Here is a 19790-nt window from a genome sequence, read left to right as displayed (position 1 = left end):
TCCACGCCGCTCACCGGTCGCGTTCGGTCAGCTCGACGTCGGCGCCGAGGCCCTCGAGCTTCGCCATGAAGTGCTCGTAGCCGCGGTTGATGATCTCCAGGCCCGTCGCCGTGGAGGTGCCCTCGGCGGTGAGGGCGGCGATCAGGTGGGAGAAGCCGCCGCGCAGGTCCGGGATGTCGAACTCGACGCCATGCAGCGGCGTCGGGCCGGAGATCACGGCCGAGTGCAGGAAGTTGCGCTGACCGAAGCGGCACGGCACGGAGCCGAGGCACTCGCGGTGCAGCTGGATGGAGGCGCCCATCCGCACGAGGGCGTCGGTGAAGCCGAAGCGGTTCTCGTACACGGTCTCGTGCACGATGGAGACCCCCTTGGCCTGGGTCAGCGCCACCACGAGGGGCTGCTGCCAGTCGGTCATGAAGCCGGGGTGCACGTCCGTCTCGAGCACGAGCGGGTTGAGATCGCCGCCGGCGTGCCAGAACCGGATGCCGTCGTCGACGACGTCGAACTCGCCGCCGATCTTGCGGTAGGTGTTCAGGAACGCCGTCAGGTCGCGCTGCTCGGCGCCGCGGACGTAGATGTCCCCCCGGGTGGCCAGGGCGGCGGAGGCCCACGAGGCGGACTCGTTGCGGTCGGGCAGCGCGATGTGGTTGTAGCCGCGCATCTCGCTCACGCCCTCGATGCGGATGGTGCGGTCCGTCTGCACGGTGATGATCGCGCCCATCTTCTGCAGGACGGCGATGAGGTCGTGGATCTCCGGCTCGACGGCGGCGCCCTTGAGCTCGGTGATGCCCTCGGCCTTCACAGCGGTCAGCAGCACCTGCTCGGTGGCTCCGACGGAGGGGTACGGCAGCTCGAGCTTGGCGCCGTGCAGGCCCTTGGGGGCGGAGATGGAGATGCCGCCCGGGCGCTTGTCCACGACGGCGCCGAAGTTGCGCAGCACGGCCAGGTGGTAGTCGATCGGGCGGTCGCCGATCTTGCAGCCGCCGAGGTCGGGGATGAAGGCCTCCCCGATCGCGTGCATGAGCGGGCCGCAGAAGAGGATCGGGATGCGCGAGTCGCCGGCGTGGGCGTCGATCTCGGCGGTCAGGGCCGACTTCACCCCGGCCGGGTCCATCGTGATCCGCCCGGTCTCCTTGTCCCACTCCACGGACACGCCGTGGATCTCGAGGAGGGAGCTGACGACGTCCACGTCCTTGATCTCGGGGATGTTCCGGAGCACGGACGGCGAGTTGCCGAGCAGGGCGGCCACCATGGCCTTGGGCACCAGGTTCTTGGCGCCGCGCACGGTCACCTCACCGGTCAGCGGCTTGCCGCCATGGATGGTCAAGAGCTTCGCCATGCGCGTCCTTCCTCAGCGCGGCCGCAGGGCCACGGTCTCGGCCACTCCGCCGGAGCGGGGAGGTCTCTGAACGGGACCGCCCGCCGTGTGCGGCGGGCGGTCCCGGAATCGCCTCCCAGCATAGGGCGTCGCCGGGCACGCGCGGCAATGGTGCGCCCCCGGCGGCGGCCGGTCAGCCGACCGTGCGGGCCGGCAGGGTGGTGGGCTTGTACGCGGGGCGGTCCGCCTCGTAGGCGTCGATCTCGGCCTGGTGCCCCAGGGTGACGGCGATGTCGTCCAGGCCCTCGAGCAGCCGGCGACGGGTGTCGTCGTCGATCTGGAAGGGGGCGGTCACATCCCCGCACTCGACGGTGCGTGTGACGAGGTCCACGGTGACCGTGGTCCCGGGACGGTTCTCCAGCTCCTTCCAGATGCGCTCGACGTCCTCCTGCTCCACCTGAGCCGCGACGAGCCCCTGCTTGGCGGAGTTGCCGCGGAAGATGTCCGCGAAGCGCGGGGAGATCACGGCGCGGAAGCCGTAGTCCTTGAGCGCCCACACGGCATGTTCGCGCGAGGAGCCGGTGCCGAAGTCGGAGCCCGCCACGAGCACGGTGCCCCCGCTGAACGGCTCGGTGTTCAGGATGAAGTCGGGGTCCTGGCGCCAGCCGGCGAACAGGGCGTCCTCGAAGCCCGTGCGGGAGATCCGCTTGAGGTACACGGCCGGGATGATCTGGTCCGTGTCCACGTTCGAGGCGCGCAGCGGCACGCCGACGCCGGTGTGGGTGGTGAACTTCTCCATGGCTCAGGCCTCCTGGAGGGTGAGGGCGGGCAGGTCGGACGGGCTGGCGAGGCGGCCCAGCACGGCGGTGGCCGCGGCGACCACCGGGGACACCAGGTGGGTGCGCCCGCCCTTGCCCTGCCGGCCCTCGAAGTTGCGGTTGGAGGTGGACGCGCAGCGCTCCCCCGGGGAGAGCTGGTCCGGGTTCATCCCGAGGCACATGGAGCAGCCGGCGAAGCGCCACTCAGCCCCGAAGTCCTCGAACACCCTGTCCAGGCCCTCGTCCATGGCCTGCAGACGCACGCGCGCCGAGCCCGGCACGACCATGACGCGCAGCCCCTCGGCCTTGCGTCGGCCCCGGACGACCTCGGCGAACGCCCGCAGGTCCTCGATGCGGGAGTTGGTGCACGAGCCCATGAACACGGTGTCGACCTCGACCTGTTTCATCGGCGTGCCGGGGGCCAGGTCCATGTAGGACAGCGCCTTGCGGGCCGCCTCCTGGGCCACCGGGTCGGTGAAGTCCTCGGGCGCGGGGACGGTGTCGTTCAGGCTCACGCCCTGACCCGGGTTGGTGCCCCACGTGACGAACGGCTCCAGCGTGTCCGCGTCGATGACCACCTCGGCGTCGAACTCCGCGCCCTCATCCGTGGCGAGGGTGCGCCAGTGCTCGACGGCGGCGTCCCAGTCGGCGCCCTCGGGGGCATGGGGCCGCCCCTTCAGGTAGGCGAAGGTGGTCTCGTCCGGGGCGACCATGCCGGCGCGGGCGCCGGCCTCGATGGACATGTTGCAGATGGTCATCCGGCCCTCCATGGAGAGGTTCCGGATGGCCTCACCGCGGTACTCGAGCACGAAGCCCTGGCCCCCGCCCGTGCCGATCTTCGCGATGACCGCGAGGATGATGTCCTTGGCCGTCACACCCGGGCGCAGCGTGCCGTCCACGGTGACCGCCATGGTCTTGAAGGGCTTCAGCGGCAGGGTCTGGGTGGCCAGGACGTGCTCGACCTCGGAGGTGCCGATGCCGAACGCCAGGGCGCCGAACGCACCGTGGGTGGAGGTGTGGGAGTCGCCGCAGACCACGGTGAGGCCGGGCTGGGTCAGACCCAGCTGGGGGCCGACGACGTGGACGATGCCCTGCTCGGCGTCGCCCAACGGGTGCAGGCGCACACCGAACTCGGCGCAGTTGGCCCGCAGGGTCTCGATCTGCGTGCGCGAGGTGGCATCCGCGATCGGCTGGTCGATGTCCAGCGTCGGGGTGTTGTGGTCCTCCGTGGCGATGGTCAGGTCGGGCCGACGCACCGGACGCCCGGCCAGACGCAGCCCCTCGAAGGCCTGCGGGCTCGTCACCTCGTGCACGAGGTGCAGGTCGATGTAGAGCAGGTCGGGGGTGCGGGAGGCGCCCTCGCCCTCGCCACGCACCACCACGTGTTCGTCCCAGACCTTCTCGGCCAGCGTCCTGGGCCGCGTCGTCGCCGTCGTCATGTGCCGCACCTTCCTGCTCACGCACCTGTCGGTCGTCGCCCGGCGCGGGGCGCCGGTGCTCACGGACCACTGTGGGGCGCGGCGGGGCCGTTCTCGACCACGCGGCGCGATATTCCATATCGTGAGATTTCGTCTCACATGCCGGACCTGGCGCCGGCCGGCCCGGTCACATGCGACGCACACCGACACCCCCGGTCCGTCCGAGCAGTGAGACGACTACGATCACCCCATGACCACCGAGCCCGTGCGCCCGCCCACCGAGGACGACCTCATCGGCCCCTCGCTCCACCGGCATCCCAGCGGCGTCGGCGTGGTGGACAAGTCGGTGGCGATCCTCGACGCGCTCGAGTCCGGCCCGGCCACGCTCGCCCAGCTCGTCACCGCCACCGGGATCGCGCGGCCCACGCTGCACCGGCTCGCGGCCGCCCTCACGCACCACCGCATGGTGGGCAAGGACCTGCAGGGCCGCTACGTGCTGGGCACCCGCCTGGCCGAGCTCGCCTCCGCCGCCGGCGAGGACCGGCTCACCACGGCCTCCGGCCCGGTGCTGCTGTGGCTGCGCGACGCCACGGGAGAGAGCGCCCAGGTGTTCCGTCGGCAGGCGGACTCCCGCGTGTGCGTGGCCAGCGCGGAACGGCCCTGGGGCCTGCGCGACACCATCCCCGTGGGCGCCCGCATGTCCATGAAGGCCGGCTCCGCCGCGCAGGTGCTCCTGGCCTGGGAGGACCACGAGCGGCTCGTCGAGGGGCTGGCCGGCGCCGTGTTCACACCCACCGTCCTCGCGGCGGTGCGGCGCCGCGGCTGGGCCCAGTCCCTGGCCGAGCGCGAGCCAGGGGTCGCCTCGGTGTCGGCGCCGGTGCGCGGTCCCAGCGGCCGCGTCATCGCGGCGGTCTCGATCTCCGGCCCCCTCGAGCGGCTCTCCCGGCAGCCGGGCCGGCTGCACGCGGACGCCGTCGTCTCCGCCGCGACGCGGCTCACCGAGCTCATCCGCGCCGGCGAGGCCTGAGGCCCGCCCGCGCCACCGACGGGACGCGCCGCGGAGACACCCCGTTCTTCCCGCGTTCACCCGCGGGGCCTAGCGTCAACCAGGTCCCCGACCGCCGCCCCCCGCACCACCGAGGAGTCCGCTGTGACCGAGACGACCGCGCCCGCCGCCCCCGCCGAGCAGGAGGCCGCGCCGCGGCTGTCCGTGATCGGCACGGGCTATCTGGGCGCCACACACGCCGCCTGCATGGCCGAGCTGGGCTTCGAGGTCCTCGGCGTGGACGTGGACCCGGCCAAGATCGAGCGCCTGGCCCGCGGCGAGGTGCCCTTCCACGAACCCGGCCTGCCCGAGCTGCTGCGCACCCACGTCGCCTCCGGGCGGCTGCGCTTCACCACCGACGTCGCGGAGGCGGCCCGCTGGGCGGACGTCCACTTCATCGGCGTCGGCACCCCGCAGAAGGTGGGCGAGACCGCGGCGGACCTGAGCTATGTGGACGCCGCCGTCGCCTCCCTCGCCGCGGCGATCGACCGCGACGCACTGATCGTCGGCAAGTCGACCGTGCCCGTGGGCACCGCGCGCCGCCTGGCCGAGCTCGTGCGCACCGTGCGCGCCGAGGCCGGACTGCCGGGCGAGGTCGAGCTCGCCTGGAACCCCGAGTTCCTCCGGGAGGGCTTCGCCGTGAGGGACACGCTCACCCCGGACCGCCTCGTCATCGGCATGCACGGGCCCCGCGCCGAGGGCATCCTGCGCCGCGTCTACGCGCGGCAGCTCGCGGCCGACACCCCGTGGATCAGCACAGACCTCGAGACGGCCGAGCTGGTGAAGGTGGCCGCCAACGCCTTCCTGGCCACGAAGATCTCGTTCATCAACGCGTTCTCGGAGATCACCGAGAACGTGGGCGGGGACATCGGCACCCTCGCGGACGCGATCGGCCACGACGCGCGGATCGGACGCCGGTTCCTCAACGCGGGCGTGGGCTTCGGGGGCGGCTGCCTGCCCAAGGACATCCGCGCGCTCCAGGCCCGCGTCTCCGAGCTGGGCCTGGACCGGACCATGCGGTTCCTGGCGGAGGTGGATGACATCAACCTGCGCCGCCGCGACCGCGTGGTGGACCTGGCGGTGCAGGTGCTCTCCGCGGCTCGCGACGGCCGCATCCGCCGGGCCGAGGCCTCCGGGCCCGCCCCCACCCCGGCGAGCGTGCAGGTGCTCAACGGCACGCGGATCGCCGTGCTGGGCGTCACGTTCAAGCCGGACTCCGACGACGTCCGGGACTCCCCCGCCCTCGACGTCGCCAACCGTCTCTACACGGCCGGCGCCGACGTCCGGGTGTACGACCCGGAGGGCAACGCCAACGCGGCCGCCCGCTTCCCGCGGCTCGACTACGTGGACTCGCTCGAGGCGGCCGTGGACGGCGCCGAGCTGACCCTGCTGCTGACCGAGTGGCGCCAGTTCCGCGAGATGGATCCGGACGCCGTGGGCGCACGCGTGGCCTCCCGCCTGCTGATCGACGGGCGCAACGTCCTGGACGTCGCCGCGTGGCGCGAGCACGGGTGGGACGTCATCGGCCTCGGCCACCGCTTCGACCCGGAGCGACTCCTCCGCGCGGCCTGACCCGCCCGCGGACCCCGGCCCGGGCGTTCAGCCGGCGAACGGGTCCCAGCCGGACTCGGACAGGGGCCGGTGCCCGGCCGGCGGCCGGGCCCCGGCCGGCACGAGCCGGCCGATCCGCGTGAACCCCCGGGGCAGCTCGGTCTCGGGCCACGCCAGCCCCAGGAGGCCGTAGTCCTCGCCCCCGCCGGTCACGAGCGCCTCCGGGCTGGCCCCGGCCAGGGCGGCCACGCGGCGCAGGGGTGCGGCGGCCTCCGCCAGCCAGGCCTCGTCCAGCCACGGTGCCGGCGCGGGGCCGGTCCCGCCGGTGGCGGCCGCCATGCGGTGCGCGTCCTTGCCCAGGCCGTCGGAGACGTCCATGAGGGTGAGCAGGCCGGCCGTCACCGCGGCGGGCCCGAGGGCCAGCGGCGGGCGGGGTCGCAGCTGGGCGCGGACGGCGCGGGCGAGCTCCCGCGGTGACGGCCGGTCGGCGGCGGGGAGGGCGTCCGCCCGTCGCTCCAGCTCCGCGCGGTCGGTGAGCAGCAGGGTGAGCCCGGCGGCGGCCCACCCCGGCCCCGGGGGCGCGGCGGCCCGGGGACCTCCCGGCACCGCCTGGGCATGGACGAGGTCGGCGCCCTCGGCGAGCACGCGGTCCCGGTCCGCCGCGGCCGGCGTGCGGCACAGCACGCCGCCGGGGTGCGGGTCCCCGAGCACCGTCACCGCGGCGTGGACCCGTCCGCCGGTGCCCAGGTCGCCCCCGGCCACCCGGCAGTCCGGCGCGCCGAGGTGACGCACCGCGCCCACGATGCCCGCGGCGAACGACCGCACCCAGGCGACCGGCGTCGTCGGCGGCAGGGTGAGGGCGGTGACGAGCGCGGAGGCGGTCCCGCCCATCGCGTTGACGTCCGAGAGGTTCTGGGCGACGGCCTTCCAGCCGGCGTCGTGGCCGCGGGTGCGGGGGCCGGCGGGCCAGCGGGGCAGGAAGTCCGTGCCCTCCCCCATCGCGTCCGTGGAGATGAGCGTCCCACCGCAGGGCGCGGGCACGAGGGCGGCGTCGTCGCCCGGGGCGACGGTGCCGGCGGGCCAGTGGCCGTCCCGGACGGCGGGGGCGAGACCGGTCAGGACGACCTCCAGCAGCTCGGCCTCCGTGAGGTCGCCGACGGTCGCCCCCGCCGTGGCCGCGGGGTCGCACACCGTCATCGGCGGCCCCGCCGGACCGGGACGCCGGAGGCCCGGGCGAGGGCGTCGCGGAAGGCGTGGAAGCGGTCCACCTCGGCGCGCACCGGGTCGACGACGAGCCGCCGGCCGACGTCGGTGGTCGCCTCCTCGAGGCGGCGGCGCGCGCGGCGTCCCCGCGCCGCGGCGGTCCACCGGGTCAGGGGGATCGCCAGCAGGGCCAGCAGCACGCCGAGCGCGAGGCCGCCGACGAGCAGCAGCGTCGGGAGGGGGAAGCCCTCGACCGTGGGCGCGGGCGGCAGGGGGAACTGCAGGTACCCCGCCAGGGCGAGGACGCCCAGCCAGCCGGCGCCGACGACGGCGGTGAGGAGGGCGAGCCACTGCAGCACGTCCAGCACGGGGTGCCACCAGCTGCCCCGACCGGCCCCGAGGTCGGTGGCGGCGATCGCCTGGTCCACGGCGCCGGGGAGCTCCTCGGCGTGCTCCCGGCCCGCGCGGCGGATGGCGGCGGCCCACGGCTCGGAGGCTCCCGCGCCGGCCGCGGCGGCCAGCGTGCGGACCGCGCCGTCGACGACGGCCCGCTGGGTGCCCGAGCGCTCGGGCAGGGAGGTGCGGTGCAGCGCGGGGTCGCGGGCGACCTCGTCCCGGTCGCGGCGGGGGGCGGCGCTCTCGGGCATCAGGTGCAGGCGCCGCAGGGGGTCCGCGCGGAAGGAGTGCATCCAGCGCAGCACGGGCCAGCTGGTGCGCTTGGCCGAACGCAGCCGGTACGAGCCCTCGACCGCCCGGACGACGGCCGGCACGCCGCCGGCCACGGCCAGCTCGCGCCCGAGCCGCTGCTCGTCCCCGGGCCCGACGCCGGCCGGCTCGCCCTCGCCCGAGGCGGCGGCGAGGTCCGCGGCACGGGCCGCGACGTCCGCGCCCAGGCGCTCGGCGGCCGCGCCGCGCTGGGCGACGATCGCCGCGACCTGCCGGCCGACCTCCTCGAGGCCCTCCCCCGTGCGCGCGGACACGGGCAGCACCCGGACGTCGCCGAGGCCGTGGCCGGAGAGCATCCGGCGCAGCGAGGCCAGCACGACGTCCCGGTCCCGCACCGAGAGCCGGTCCACCTGGTTGAGCAGCACGAGGGTCACGGCCGCGTGCGAGCCCATGGTCGCCAGGAACTCGCGGTGCAGCACGGCGTCCGCGTACTTCTCCGGGTCCACGACCCACACCAGCACGTCCACGTGGCCGGCCAGCCGGGAGGTGATCTCGCGGTTGCCCCGCTCGACCGAGTCGATGTCCGGCAGGTCCAGCAGGATCAGGCCGGTGGCGTCGGCGCCGTCACGGCGGCCGAAGCCGAGGAACCCGGGGCGGCCGTCGTCGAGCACGGGGGCCTCGTCCAGCAGGTGGCGGCGGCGCACGCCGAGCCAGTCGAGCAGGGCGGCCGCGCCGCCGCCCTCGCCGGTGCCGTCGCCGTGCTCCGCGTCCGGGTCCAGCCCCTGTCCCCGGCCCACGCCCCAGACCGCGGCGAGCGGCTCGGACGTGGTGGGCCGGGTGGCGGCCACGCGGGCCAGGTCGCGGCCGGTGAGCGCGTTGAACAGGGAGGACTTGCCGGAGCCCGTCGCCCCGAAGAACCCGACCACGGTGTGCTCCGCGGAGAGTGCCTGGCGCTCCCCGGCCGCGCGCACGACGGCGTCGGCCCCGGCCACGACGTCCTCGGGCAGGCGGCCCGCGGCCAGCTCGGCGGCCTCGCCGAGGGCGTCCAGGCGGGGGGCCAGGGCGGGGGTGTCGCGGCGGCTCATCGGGACTCCTCCCCCGCCTCGGCGGCGGACGGGGCGTGCTCGGGTTCGGTCGGGCCGTCGACGCCGGCGGCCACCCCTCGGCGCAACACCGGCACGAGGGCGCGCAGCTCCTCGGTGGCCTGCGGCTCGCGCTCGAGGTGGAGCAGCGGCAGGAAGCGGTCCGCGAGCACGGTCTCGAGGAAGGCCCGCACGCGGTGCTCGAGCAGCTCATCGGCACGCCGGGCCATGCGGCGCACGGCGTCCTCGCCGAAGATCGACTCGAGCAGCTTCTGCCCGACGACGGCGGCGCCGCCGGCGATGCCGACCTCGATGCCCGCGAGTCCGCCGGTGGAGGCGAACGAGATGATCATGAGGGCCACGGCCGCGCCGTTCACGCCGGTGGCCGCCAGGCGGGCGCGCGTGCGCTTGCCCGCGCCCTCCTCCTGGACCAGTGCCAAGACGTCCGACTGCCAGTCCCGCACGACGTCGGCCGCCCGCGCCGACGTGTCCGGCGCCAGGGCGCCCAGGTCGCGCCCGGCCACGAGGGCCCGGCCCGCCGGCTCGGACGCCCAACGCCGCTCGATCTGCTCGGCGGCCGCGGCAGCCGCCTCGACCATCACGGCGTGCAGGCCGGTCTCGAGCGCGGTCTCGACCTCTTCGGGCGGGGCCGGGCGCCCGCGCACCAGGGCGCCGAGGCGGTCCCGCAGCCGGCCGATCGTGGTCTCGACGCCGCGGAAGAACTCCCCCGTGCCGACGAAGTCCTGCCAGCGGGAGAGCACCTCGCCGCGCAGCAGCGTGCCGTCCGAGGTGGCCTCACGGACCCGGCCGACGGCCTGGTCCGTGGAGTCCCCCACGATCCGGGCGAGCAGGTCCGCGGCATGCCGCTGCTCCTCCTCGGCGCGGGCCAGGTCGGCGACGCGGGCGGCCAGCTGGCCCAGCACGCCGTCCACGGTCCGGCGGGCGACAGCGCCGCGCGCCTGGGCGTCGGCGGCGAGGGTCTCGAGCCAGGCGCGCAGGCCCGCGACGTGCTCCTGCGGGAGCAGACCGCGCTCGTCGAAGCGGGTCTCGGGGATCACGTGGATCCGGGCGTCGGCGAGGCCGCGCTCGGTGAGCATGCGCCGCAGGTCCGGGGTGATGTCCTCCGCCGCGCCCTCGGGCACGCGGCCGAGCACGACGGCCACGGTGATGTCGCGGGCGGCGGCCTCGTCCAGCAGCTGCCAGGGCACGGCGTCGGCGTAGCGGTGCGCCGTCGTCGTGAAGATCCACAGGTCGGCGGCTTCGAGGAGCTGCCGGGCCAGCGCGCGGTTCTGGTCCGCCACGGAGTCGATGTCCGGGGCGTCCACGAGGGCGATGCCTGACGGCAGTGCGGGCTCGGCCACGAGCGCGACCGTGTCCATCGCGGACTGGTCGGGTTCGACGGGGCCGGCGGCCGCGTCGCGGTGCACGCTGACGCGGGCGAGGTCGGGCAGCACCCGCGGGCCCGTGAACCAGTGGGCGTCGGCGGGGTTGTGCAGCAGCAGCGGCTGCCGCGTGGTGGGCCGCAGGGCGGAGGAGCGGGAGACCTCGTGGCCGACGAGCGCGTTCACCAGCGTGGACTTGCCCGCACCGGTGGAGCCGCCGACGACGGCCAGCAGCGGCGCGTCGAGCGAGTCGAGGCGGGGCAGCACGTAGTCATCGATCTGGTGCAGGGTGCGCTCTCGCTCGGCGCGGTCCTGCCCTGCGGTGACGGTCTCGAAGGGCAACTCGAGCGCGGCGAGGTGCTCGCGCACGCGGCGGACGGCCGTGTCGACGCCGAGGTCTGGGGCGTTCTGATCCGTGTGTGGCACGTGGGCCATCGTCTCACGGGCGCGCGCCGGCCGCCCATCCCGCCGGCCCGGCGGACGGAGACGACGGAAGCCCGGTCCGCAGGGACCGGGCTTCCTGTCACTCGGGTGACCCCAGCGGGATTTGAACCCGCGTTACCGCCGTGAGAGGGCGGCGTACTAGGCCGCTATACGATGGGGCCGAGCGCGCTGTCCGCGTGTGCGGAAGCGATGCCGTGGAGACCTTCTGCTGCGCCTGCGTCTCCTGTTCAGGCGACGGATGCGTTCATCCGCCCGTGCCGTTCCGGTCCGAGGACCGGGCGGCGACTGCGTGACCCCAGCGGGATTTGAACCCGCGTTACCGCCGTGAGAGGGCGGCGTACTAGGCCGCTATACGATGGGGCCGTGCGCCACGTCCGAGCGTCTCCGCCCGTGCGCGTTCACTGAGTCCGAAGACTCGCTGGGGTACCAGGACTCGAACCTAGAATGACGGTACCAGAAACCGTTGTGTTGCCAATTACACCATACCCCACTGTCGGTCAAGCATGCCTGACCGATGTGCATCATATTCATGAGCTCGGTGTTCCCGGATCTCTCCGGCAACGAGTAAGAACTCTACACCCTCCGGGCGACGTGTGCAAAATCGGCGGGTCAGGCCGCCAGCCAGGTCCGCAGCCCGCCGATCGCCCGCATCCGCCAGCATGCGTGCTCCTCGTCCCAGAGCGGCTCCTCCGCCCCGCCGTGGGCGGGGGCGTCGGGGCTCATCCACACCGGAACGAGCCCCGCCGACCGGGCCCCCTCGACGTCGTGACGCAGGCTGTCCCCCACCATGAGGGTGCGTCCCGGGTCCGTGCCCAGGCGGGAGCAGCCGGCCAGGAAGGGGGCCGGGTCCGGCTTCGGGGCCCCGGCCGTGTCCGAGCCGATCAGCACCTCGACCCACTCCAGACCGAGGGCGTCGGCCTTGCCGCGCTGGTAGGCCTCCACGTTGTTCGTGACGATCCCCACGCCACGGCCTGTTCCCCGCACCTCGGCGAGGACGTCGACGGTCGCGGGGAACAGCGCCCAGTGCCCGCGCACGACCTCTTCGTAGTCGGTGGTCCACAGGCCGTCGAGCGGGGTCGCCGCGTCCTCGGGCACGCCGAGCGCGCGCAGGGCGTCGGCCACGCGGGCCAGCCGCTGCTCCTCGAACGTCAGCTCCCCGGCCACGTAGCGCCCGTAGTGGCCGCCGGCGTCGGACGCGAAGGCGTCGGTGGCCTCAGCCAGCACCGCCGGGTCGACGTCGGCGGCCCCGGCCCACTGCCGGCGCACCGTCGCGTCGAACGCGGCGTGCTGGGCGGAGCGCAGATCCAGCAGCGTGTCGTCCAGGTCGAAGAGGACGGCGTCCCAGGCCGGCGGCGCGGGCGCGCCCGCGGACCCGCCGGCCGGCGTCGTGCTCACGCCCCGGCTCATGCGTCGGCGGGCCGGTCCTGGTCCAGGCCCTGTTCCGCGGCGAAGCGGTCCAGACGGGCGAGCGCGGAGTCCCGGCCCAGGATCTCGAGCGACTCGAAGAGCGGCGGGGACACCTTGCGGCCGGTCACCGCGACGCGCACCGGGCCGAACGCCTGGCGCGGCTTGAGGCCCAGGCCGTCGATGAGGGCGGCCCGCAGCGCCGCCTCGATGCGCTCGGTGGTGAACTCGTCCTCGGGCAGGGCGGCCAGCGCCTCCCGGGCCGCGGCGACGGCGGCGCCCAGGTCCGCCGGCATGCCCTTGAGGGCGCCTTCGGCGGTCCGGACGTCCCGGTCCGCCGTGAAGAGGAAGGTGAGCATCTCGACGGCCTCACCGAGCAGCTGCACGCGCTCCTGCACGAGCGGGGCCGCGGCGGTGAGGACCTCCATCTCCCGCTCCGTCAGGTGCTCGCCCACGAGGCCGGCCGCGTGCAGGTAGGGCACGAGACGGTCACGGAAGTCGGCCACGTCGAGCATGCGCACGTGCGTGCCGTTGATCGCGATCGCCTTCTTCTCGTCGAAGCGGGCGGGGTTGGCCAGCACCTTGTGCACGTCGAAGTGCTCCACGAACTGCTGCGGGGTGAAGATGTCCTCGTCCGCGGAGAGGGACCAGCCCAGCAGGCCGAGGTAGTTCAGCAGGCCCTCCGGGATGAAGCCGTTGTCCCGGTGCAGGAACAGGTTGGCCTGCGGGTCGCGCTTGGACAGCTTCTTGTTGCCCTCGCCCATCACGTAGGGCAGGTGGCCGAACACCGGCATGTACCGGGCGACGCCGATCGCGTGCAGGGCGCGGTAGAGCGCGATCTGGCGCGGAGTGGACGAGAGCAGGTCCTCGCCGCGCAGCACGTGGGTGATGCCCATGAGCGCGTCGTCCACCGGGTTCACGAGGGTGTACAGCGGCGAGCCGTCCGCGCGCACCACCACGAAGTCCGGCACGGAGCCGGCCTTGAAGGTGATCTCCCCGCGCACCAGGTCGGTGAAGGTGATGTCCTCGTCCGGCATGCGCAGCCGCCAGACCGGCGCGCGGCCCTCGGCCTCGAAGGCGGCGATCTGCTCGTCCGTGAGGTCGCGGTCGTGGCCGTCGTAGCCGAGCTTGGGGTCGCGGCCGGCGGCCCGGTGACGGGCCTCGGTCTCCTCGGGGCTCGAGTAGGACGGGTAGATGTATCCGCCGGCCTTGAGCTTCTCGATCACGTCCGCGTAGATCTGCCCGCGCTGGGACTGACGGTACGGCTCGTGCGGGCCGCCGACCTCGACGCCCTCGTCCCAGTCGATCCCGAGCCAGCGCATCGCCTCGAGCAGCTGCTGGTAGGACTCCTCCGAGTCGCGCTTGGCGTCCGTGTCCTCGATGCGGAACACGAGGGTGCCGCCTGTGTGCCGCGCCCAGCCCCAGTTGAACAGGACGGTGCGGATCAGCCCCACGTGGGGGGTGCCGGTGGGCGAGGGGGCGAAGCGCACGCGCACGGGGGTCTCGGCGTCCACCTGGGGGACGTCGGCGAAGGGGGCGGGGGCGTTCTCGGACACGGGAGCGGTGGCGTCAGTCATGATGTCCCGAGTCTACGCGGGGGCCCGGACGCCGTCGTCGGGCGCCCGCGTCAGCGGCGGAAGACGGTGGCGAGCACGCCGATGCCCTCGACCTCGGCCTCGACGCGCTGGCCCTCCTGGACCGTCCCGACCCCGCCCGGGGTGCCGGTCAGGATCACGTCGCCGGGCAGGAGGGTGAACATCTCCGAGGCCGCGGCCACGAGCTCGCGGACGCCGAAGACCATGTCCGTGGTCGTGCCGTCCTGGCGGGTCTCGCCGTCGAGCCGGGACGTGATGCGCAGGCCGCCGGCCGGCTCCACGTCCAGCTCGGTCTCGATCCACGGGCCCAGCGGGCAGGCGCCGTCGAAGCCCTTGGCGCGGGCCCACTGCAGGTCGGTGCGCTGGGCGTCGCGGGCGGTGAGGTCGTTGCCCACGGTGTAGCCGAAGACGACGTCGTCCACGCGGCTCACCGGCACGTCCTTGCAGATGGTGCCGATGACGACGGCGAGCTCGGCCTCGTAGGAGACCTCGTCCGACCAGCTCGGCAGGGTCACGGGCTCGTTCGGACCCACGACGGCGGTGTTCGGCTTGAGGAAGAACTGCGGCGAGGCGGGGACCTCGTTGCCGAGCTCCTTCGCGTGGTCGGCCCAGTTGCGGCCGACGCCCACGATCTTCGAGCGCGGGATGATCGGGGCCACGAGGCGCACGTCCTCGAGACGGTGTGTGGTGCCGGTGGGCTGGATCCCGTGGAAGAACGGGTCGCCCTGCAGGGCGGTGACGGTCAGCTCGGCGGGGTCGGCGTCGGCCGGGCCCTCCACGATGCCGTAGGTCGGTTCGGCCTGGTCCACGAAACGGGCGATGCGCATGGCCGCCAGCCTAGTGGGTGAGCGGCGGGCGCCGTCGCCGGACACCCCACCCGATGCCGACCCCGCTGACGCCGCGAGCCAGACGATTCGGCCGCGGCGGGCAGCCTGAGGCGACCGATTCGTCTGGCTCGCGGGCGGATTCGTCTGGCTCAGCGCGGTGGGGTGCGGTGCGGGGCGGGTCGAGACCGCTCAGCAGCAGCGGCTGCCCGGATTGGCCTCCTGGCGCGCGTACTCGGCCCGCCAGAACTCCCGCTCGGTCATCGGCGCGCGTTCCGGATGGTGCGCCCGGTGGTGGGCCACGTACGCGTCGTACTTCCCCTCGCCGGAGAGCTGGCGGACCCACCAGCGCGCCGCCTGCCAGGTTCGACGCGCGGGCGAGGCCTCCGCTGCGGGGGCGCCGCCCGGCGTCGTGCGCGGCGCGACCACGTCAGTGCCCCCGGACCGGCTGCTTCTCGGCCGGCAGCGCGTCCCACTGCGCCTGCAGCTCCTTCTCCTCGGCCGTGGCGAACAGCCCGGCCGGGGCGAAGCGCTGCGAGGGCACGTACGGGTCCTGGTGATCGATGACCTCGGTGCCGCGGAAGGCGCGCACCGTGGCGAGCACCGACGTCGTGATGACGATCAGCGCCAACACCAGGAAGACGACGGAGAGCGTGCCCTGGATGGCCGTGTTCCGGACCACGGCCTCCATGGCCGGCACGGACTTCGCGGCGCCGAAGCTCGTCTTCCCCGCCGCCAGCGCGTCCTGGAACGCGCGATGCTGCGCCCAGTAGCCCACCGCCGGGACGGAGGAGAAGATCTTCTGGAACGACGCCACGGTGGTGACCACCGTGATGAACGCCAGCGGCAGCGCCACGATCCACAGCCCCCGGAAGTCACGGCGGCGCGCGACGATCGTCAGGACGACGGCGAGCGCGATCGCCGCGAGCAGCTGGTTGGCGATGCCGAACAGCGGGAACAGCGTGTTGATGCCGCCCAGCGGATCGGTGACGCCCATGATCAGCACGGCGCCCCACGCGGCCACCATGATGGCCGTGCAGACCCACGCGCCCACGCGCCACGAGGTGTCCTTGAAGCGCGGGATCACGTTGCCCAGGGAGTCCTGCAGCATGAACCGGGCCACGCGGGTGCCGGCGTCGACGGCGGTGAGGATGAACAGCGCCTCGAACATGATCGCGAAGTGGTACCAGAAGCCCATGAGCGCGTCGCCGCCCACGAGCTGGCCCATGATGTGCGCCAGGCCGACCGCGAGGGTGGGGGCGCCGCCGGTGCGGGAGACCACGGTCTCCTCGCCCACGAGGTCGGCCAGGTGGGTCAGGTCCCCGGGGGCGAGGTTCACCCCGGCCAGGCCGAGACCCATGACGAAGTCGGCGGCGGTCTCCGGGGTGCCGCCGGTGAGCGCGGCGGGGGCGTTCATGGCGAAGTAGATGCCGCGGTCGATGGACACGGCCGCCACGAGCGCCATGACCGCCACGAAGGCCTCCATGAGCATGCCGCCGTAGCCGATGAAGCGGGTCTGGCGCTCCTTCTCCACCATCTTGGGCGTCGTGCCCGAGGCGATCAGCGCGTGGAAGCCGGAGAGCGCACCGCACGCGATGGTGACGAACAGGAACGGGAACAGCGAACCGGGCCACACCGGGCCGGTCTGGCCCGAGGCGAACTCGGAGAACGCGGGGGTGCCGATGCGCGGCTGCACGACGACGATGGCCAGCGCGAGACCGGCGATCACGCCGATCTTCATGAAGGTGGACAGGTAGTCGCGCGGAGCGAGCAGCAGCCACACGGGGAGCACGGCCGCGACGAACCCGTAGATGATCACGGCCCAGGCGATGGTGGTGCGGTCCAGGGTGAACAGGGCCGCGCCCCACTCGGTCCCGGCCACCCAGCCGCCGCCGATGATGGCCGCCAGGAGCAGGACGAACCCGATCACGGAGATCTCGGTGATGCGGCCCGGGCGGATCCAGCGCAGGTACACGCCCATGAAGAGCGCGATCGGGATGGTCATGGCCACGGAGAACACGCCCCACGGGGACTCGCCCAGGGCGTTGACCACCACGAGGGCCAGGATGGCCGTGATGATCACCATGATCAGCAGGGTCGCGACGATCGCGGCGGTGCCCCCGACGCGGCCCAGCTCGTCCCGGGCCATCTGGCCGAGCGAGCGGCCGCCGCGGCGCATCGAGAAGAACAGGACGAGGTAGTCCTGGACCGCGCCGGCCAGGATCACGCCGACGATGATCCAGATTGTGCCGGGCAGGTAGCCCATCTGCGCGGCGAGCACGGGGCCCACGAGCGGACCGGCGCCGGCGATGGCCGCGAAGTGGTGGCCGTAGAGCACGCGGCGGTCGGTGGCCACGTAGTCCCGGCCGTCGGCCCGGTACTCGGCCGGGGTGGCGCGGGTGTCGTCCGGGTGGACGATCATGCGCTCGACGTACTTCGAGTAGAAGCGGTAGCCGATCGCGAACGTCGCCACGGCGGCGAACACGAACCAGATCGCGTTGATCGTCTCGCCGCGGTGCAGGGCGAGCATGGTCCAGGCGACGCCGCCGAGCAGTGCCACGGCCACCCAGACGGCGATCTTCACGGGTGTCCAGCGGGGCCGGTCGGCGGCCTCGGTCGGCGGGAGGTCTTCCGGCGTCGTGGCCGGGCGTGGGGCGCCCTCGGCGGGCGCGGAGGAGCGGTGCGAGCTCACGGGGGTCTCCGTTCGTGGGGTGGGGTCAGACGAGGCGGTGCAGCCAGCCGTGGCGGTCCTCGACGCGCCCGGTCTGGATGCCCTCGAGCTCGGCGCGGATCCTGAGGGTCACGTCGGTCCCGCCGGCGGACTCGATCACGTCGTCACCGTCGAGCAGACGGCCGATCGGGGTCACGACGGCGGCGGTGCCGCACGCGAAGACCTCGGTGATCTCGCCCGAGCGGACGCCCTCGGCCCACTCGGCGAGGGTGACGCGACGCTCCTCGACGGTCAGGCCCATGTCCCGGCCGAGCTGGAGGATCGAGGAGCGGGTGACGCCCTCGAGGATCGTGCCGGTGAGTGCCGGGGTGACGAGGCGGCCGTCGGCGTGCACGAAGAAGACGTTCATGCCGCCGAGCTCCTCGATCGCGTCGTCGTGGTACTGGTCGAGGAACACGACCTGGTCGGCGCCCTTCGCCGCGGCCTGCAGCTGGGGCAGCAGCGAGGCGGCGTAGTTGCCGCCGGTCTTGGCCGCGCCCGTGCCGCCCTTGCCGGCGCGGGCGTAGTCACGCGAGACCCAGATGGTCACCGGCTTGAGCTCGCCGCCGAAGTAGTTGCCGGCCGGCGAGGCGATCACCATGTACCGCACCTGCCGGGCCGGGCGGACGCCGAGGAACGCCTCGGAGGCGAACATGAAGGGGCGCAGGTAGAGGGACTGGCCCGGGCCGGTGGGCACCCAGGCCCGGTCCGCCTCGAGCTGGGCCCGCAGCGAGCCGAGGAACAGCTCCTCGGGCAGCTCCGGCAGGGCCAGGCGGCGGGCGGAGCGGTTCAGGCGTGCGGCGTTGGCCTCGGGGCGGAACGTCCACACCGAGCCGTCCTCGTGCCGGTAGGCCTTCAGCCCCTCGAAGATCTCCTGGCCGTAGTGCAGCACCGCGGCCGCGGGGTCCAGGGACAGCGGGCCGTAGGGCTCCACGCGGGCGTCATGCCACGCGCCGCCGTCCTCGTCCCAGGTCCAGTCGATCGAGACCATGTGGTCCGTGAAGACGTTGCCGAAACCGGGGTCCTGGAGGATCTCGACGCGCTGCTGATCGGACATCGGGGACAGATGCGGTTGCCGCGTGAACACGGTCTCGGACACGGTGGGATCACTCCTCGTGACGGGTGACGGATGGGGACGGCTCCGGTGCCGGGCACGACGCGCAGGGGCCACGGCGCCGGGCGTGGCACACGCCACAGGCCGTCGCCCCATCCTAGACCCGGCGTCGACGCGCCGGGCCCGCGCGTCAGACCCGCGCGACGACGTCGGCGCCCACCTCGGCGGTGGTGCCCCGCGCGCCGTCCACCCGGTCCTTCAGGTGCGCCCACACCGCGGTGCGCACGCGCGCCGCGGCGCCGGTCTCGCCCACGTGCTCGAGCAGCAGGGCGGCGGAGAGGATGGCGGCCACGGGGTCGGCGATCCCCTGGCCCGCGATGTCCGGAGCGGAGCCGTGGACCGGCTCGAACATCGACGGCGCCGTGCCCTCGACGTTGATGTTGCCGGAGGCGGCGAGCCCGATGCCGCCGGTCACGGCCGCGGCGAGGTCCGTGATGATGTCCCCGAACAGGTTGTCCGTCACGATCACGTCGAAGCGGGCCGGGTCCGTCGCCAGGAAGATCATGGCGGCGTCGACGTGCATGTAGTCCCAGGTGACCGCGGGGAAGTCGGCCGCCACGGACTCCACGGTGCGGCGCCACAGGTGGCCGGCGTGGACCAGGACGTTGTGCTTGTGCACGAGCGTGAGGCGCTTGCGCTCGCCCGCGTCGGCGCGACGGAAGGCGTCCTCGACGACGCGGCGCACGCCGAACGCCGTGTTCACGGAGACCTCCGTGGCGATCTCGTGCGGGGTGTCCACGCGGATCGCACCGCCGTTGCCCACGTACGGCCCCTCCGTGCCCTCGCGCACCACGGTGAAGTCGATCTCGCCGGGCGCGGCCAGGGGGCTGACGGCGCCGGGCAGCAGGGTGGCCGGGCGCAGGTTCACGCCGTGGTCCAGCGCGAAGCGCAGCGTGAGCAGCATGCCGCGCTCGATCAGCCCGGACGGGATGCGCTCGTCCCCGGGCGCGGCGCCGACGGCCCCGAACAGGATCGCGTCGTGGCGGCGCAGGGACTCGAGGACCTCGTCCGTGAGCGCCTCGCCGGTCTCGAGCCAGTGCTCCGCACCCAGCGGATACGGGGTGAGCCGGGCCTCCGGACGCCCCTCGGCACGCAACGCCGCCTGCAGGACGGCGGCGGCCTGGTCGGTGACCTCGGGGCCGATGCCGTCGCCGCCGATGACGGCGATGTCCAAGGGGTCTGCGGAGCTGCGTGTGGTCTCGGTCATGGCCCTCAG

The 19790-nt window shown here is 74.0% G+C and carries 15 protein-coding genes and 3 tRNA genes; 2 read left to right on the top strand and 16 right to left on the bottom strand.

Going from position 1 to position 19790, the window contains the following annotated elements:
- Positions 1–10 precede the first annotated feature (10 nt).
- The 3 genes from murA to leuC form a co-directional block, all read right to left on the bottom strand.
- Entirely contained in the window at positions 11–1339 is a 1329-nt protein-coding gene (gene murA / locus ACTSKS_RS01055) for a UDP-N-acetylglucosamine 1-carboxyvinyltransferase (RefSeq protein WP_002856412.1), read from the bottom strand.
- A gap of 172 nt (positions 1340–1511) precedes the next feature.
- Entirely contained in the window at positions 1512–2117 is a 606-nt protein-coding gene (leuD, locus tag ACTSKS_RS01050; protein ID WP_144786190.1) for a 3-isopropylmalate dehydratase small subunit, read from the bottom strand.
- A gap of 3 nt (positions 2118–2120) precedes the next feature.
- Positions 2121–3575 carry a 3-isopropylmalate dehydratase large subunit gene (gene leuC / locus ACTSKS_RS01045; RefSeq protein ID WP_144786189.1) on the bottom strand — a complete coding sequence of 485 codons (1455 nt, stop codon included), beginning with the start codon at positions 3573–3575 and terminating at the stop codon, positions 2121–2123.
- A gap of 229 nt (positions 3576–3804) precedes the next feature.
- Here leuC and ACTSKS_RS01040 point away from each other — a divergent pair, with 229 nt between their 5' ends.
- A complete protein-coding gene (locus tag ACTSKS_RS01040) occupies positions 3805–4581 on the top strand; it encodes an IclR family transcriptional regulator (RefSeq protein ID WP_002856418.1) in 777 nt (258 codons plus the stop codon).
- A 123-nt stretch (positions 4582–4704) separates the two neighbouring features.
- Entirely contained in the window at positions 4705–6171 is a 1467-nt protein-coding gene (locus tag ACTSKS_RS01035; protein WP_123243947.1) for a UDP-glucose dehydrogenase family protein, read from the top strand.
- Between the two features lie 27 nt (positions 6172–6198).
- Here the strand turns inward: ACTSKS_RS01035 and ACTSKS_RS01030 are convergent, their stop codons facing one another.
- The 13 genes from ACTSKS_RS01030 to ACTSKS_RS00970 form a co-directional block, all read right to left on the bottom strand.
- Positions 6199–7347 (bottom strand): thiamine-phosphate kinase, encoded by a 1149-nt coding sequence (locus ACTSKS_RS01030; RefSeq protein WP_442927210.1) that lies wholly within the window; start codon positions 7345–7347, stop codon positions 6199–6201.
- Positions 7344–9104, bottom strand: coding sequence for a GTPase (locus ACTSKS_RS01025; RefSeq protein ID WP_036312928.1), 1761 nt, complete (start codon positions 9102–9104; stop codon positions 7344–7346). The genes ACTSKS_RS01030 and ACTSKS_RS01025 overlap by 4 nt, the downstream gene beginning before the upstream one ends.
- Positions 9101–10909 (bottom strand): dynamin family protein, encoded by a 1809-nt coding sequence (locus tag ACTSKS_RS01020; protein WP_442927209.1) that lies wholly within the window; start codon positions 10907–10909, stop codon positions 9101–9103. The genes ACTSKS_RS01025 and ACTSKS_RS01020 overlap by 4 nt, the downstream gene beginning before the upstream one ends.
- 106 nt (positions 10910–11015) lie before the next feature.
- Positions 11016–11088: transfer RNA gene (locus tag ACTSKS_RS01015), tRNA-Glu, on the bottom strand.
- Between the two features lie 129 nt (positions 11089–11217).
- A tRNA-Glu gene (locus ACTSKS_RS01010) sits at positions 11218–11290 on the bottom strand.
- Positions 11291–11345: 55 nt separating this feature from the next.
- A tRNA-Gln gene (locus ACTSKS_RS01005) sits at positions 11346–11417 on the bottom strand.
- Between the two features lie 119 nt (positions 11418–11536).
- A complete protein-coding gene (locus ACTSKS_RS01000) occupies positions 11537–12322 on the bottom strand; it encodes an HAD family hydrolase (RefSeq protein WP_041103180.1) in 786 nt (261 codons plus the stop codon).
- An 8-nt stretch (positions 12323–12330) separates the two neighbouring features.
- Entirely contained in the window at positions 12331–13908 is a 1578-nt protein-coding gene (gene gltX, locus ACTSKS_RS00995) for a glutamate--tRNA ligase (protein ID WP_442927208.1), read from the bottom strand.
- A gap of 50 nt (positions 13909–13958) precedes the next feature.
- The gene (locus ACTSKS_RS00990; RefSeq protein WP_044659174.1) at positions 13959–14753 is read right to left on the bottom strand and encodes a fumarylacetoacetate hydrolase family protein; all 795 of its coding nucleotides are present in this window, start codon (positions 14751–14753) and stop codon (positions 13959–13961) included.
- Positions 14754–14942: 189 nt separating this feature from the next.
- A complete protein-coding gene (locus ACTSKS_RS00985) occupies positions 14943–15179 on the bottom strand; it encodes a YbdD/YjiX family protein (protein WP_044659175.1) in 237 nt (78 codons plus the stop codon).
- 1 nt (position 15180) lies between these two features.
- Positions 15181–17442 (bottom strand): carbon starvation CstA family protein, encoded by a 2262-nt coding sequence (locus ACTSKS_RS00980; protein WP_442927207.1) that lies wholly within the window; start codon positions 17440–17442, stop codon positions 15181–15183.
- A gap of 25 nt (positions 17443–17467) precedes the next feature.
- A complete protein-coding gene (locus ACTSKS_RS00975; RefSeq protein WP_122054196.1) occupies positions 17468–18559 on the bottom strand; it encodes a branched-chain amino acid aminotransferase in 1092 nt (363 codons plus the stop codon).
- A gap of 145 nt (positions 18560–18704) precedes the next feature.
- Positions 18705–19781: a 3-isopropylmalate dehydrogenase gene (locus tag ACTSKS_RS00970; RefSeq protein WP_442927206.1), complete on the bottom strand. Its 1077-nt coding sequence runs from the start codon at positions 19779–19781 to the stop codon at positions 18705–18707.
- Positions 19782–19790: the final 9 nt, after the last annotated feature.

Origin of the sequence: Micrococcus sp. TCR-5, assembly GCF_052220525.1 — a bacterium.
GTDB classification, from domain to species: Bacteria; Actinomycetota; Actinomycetes; order Actinomycetales; family Micrococcaceae; genus Micrococcus; species Micrococcus luteus.
Note: the sequence above shows the minus strand (reverse complement) of the source record. Positions and strands in the feature narration are given on the sequence as shown.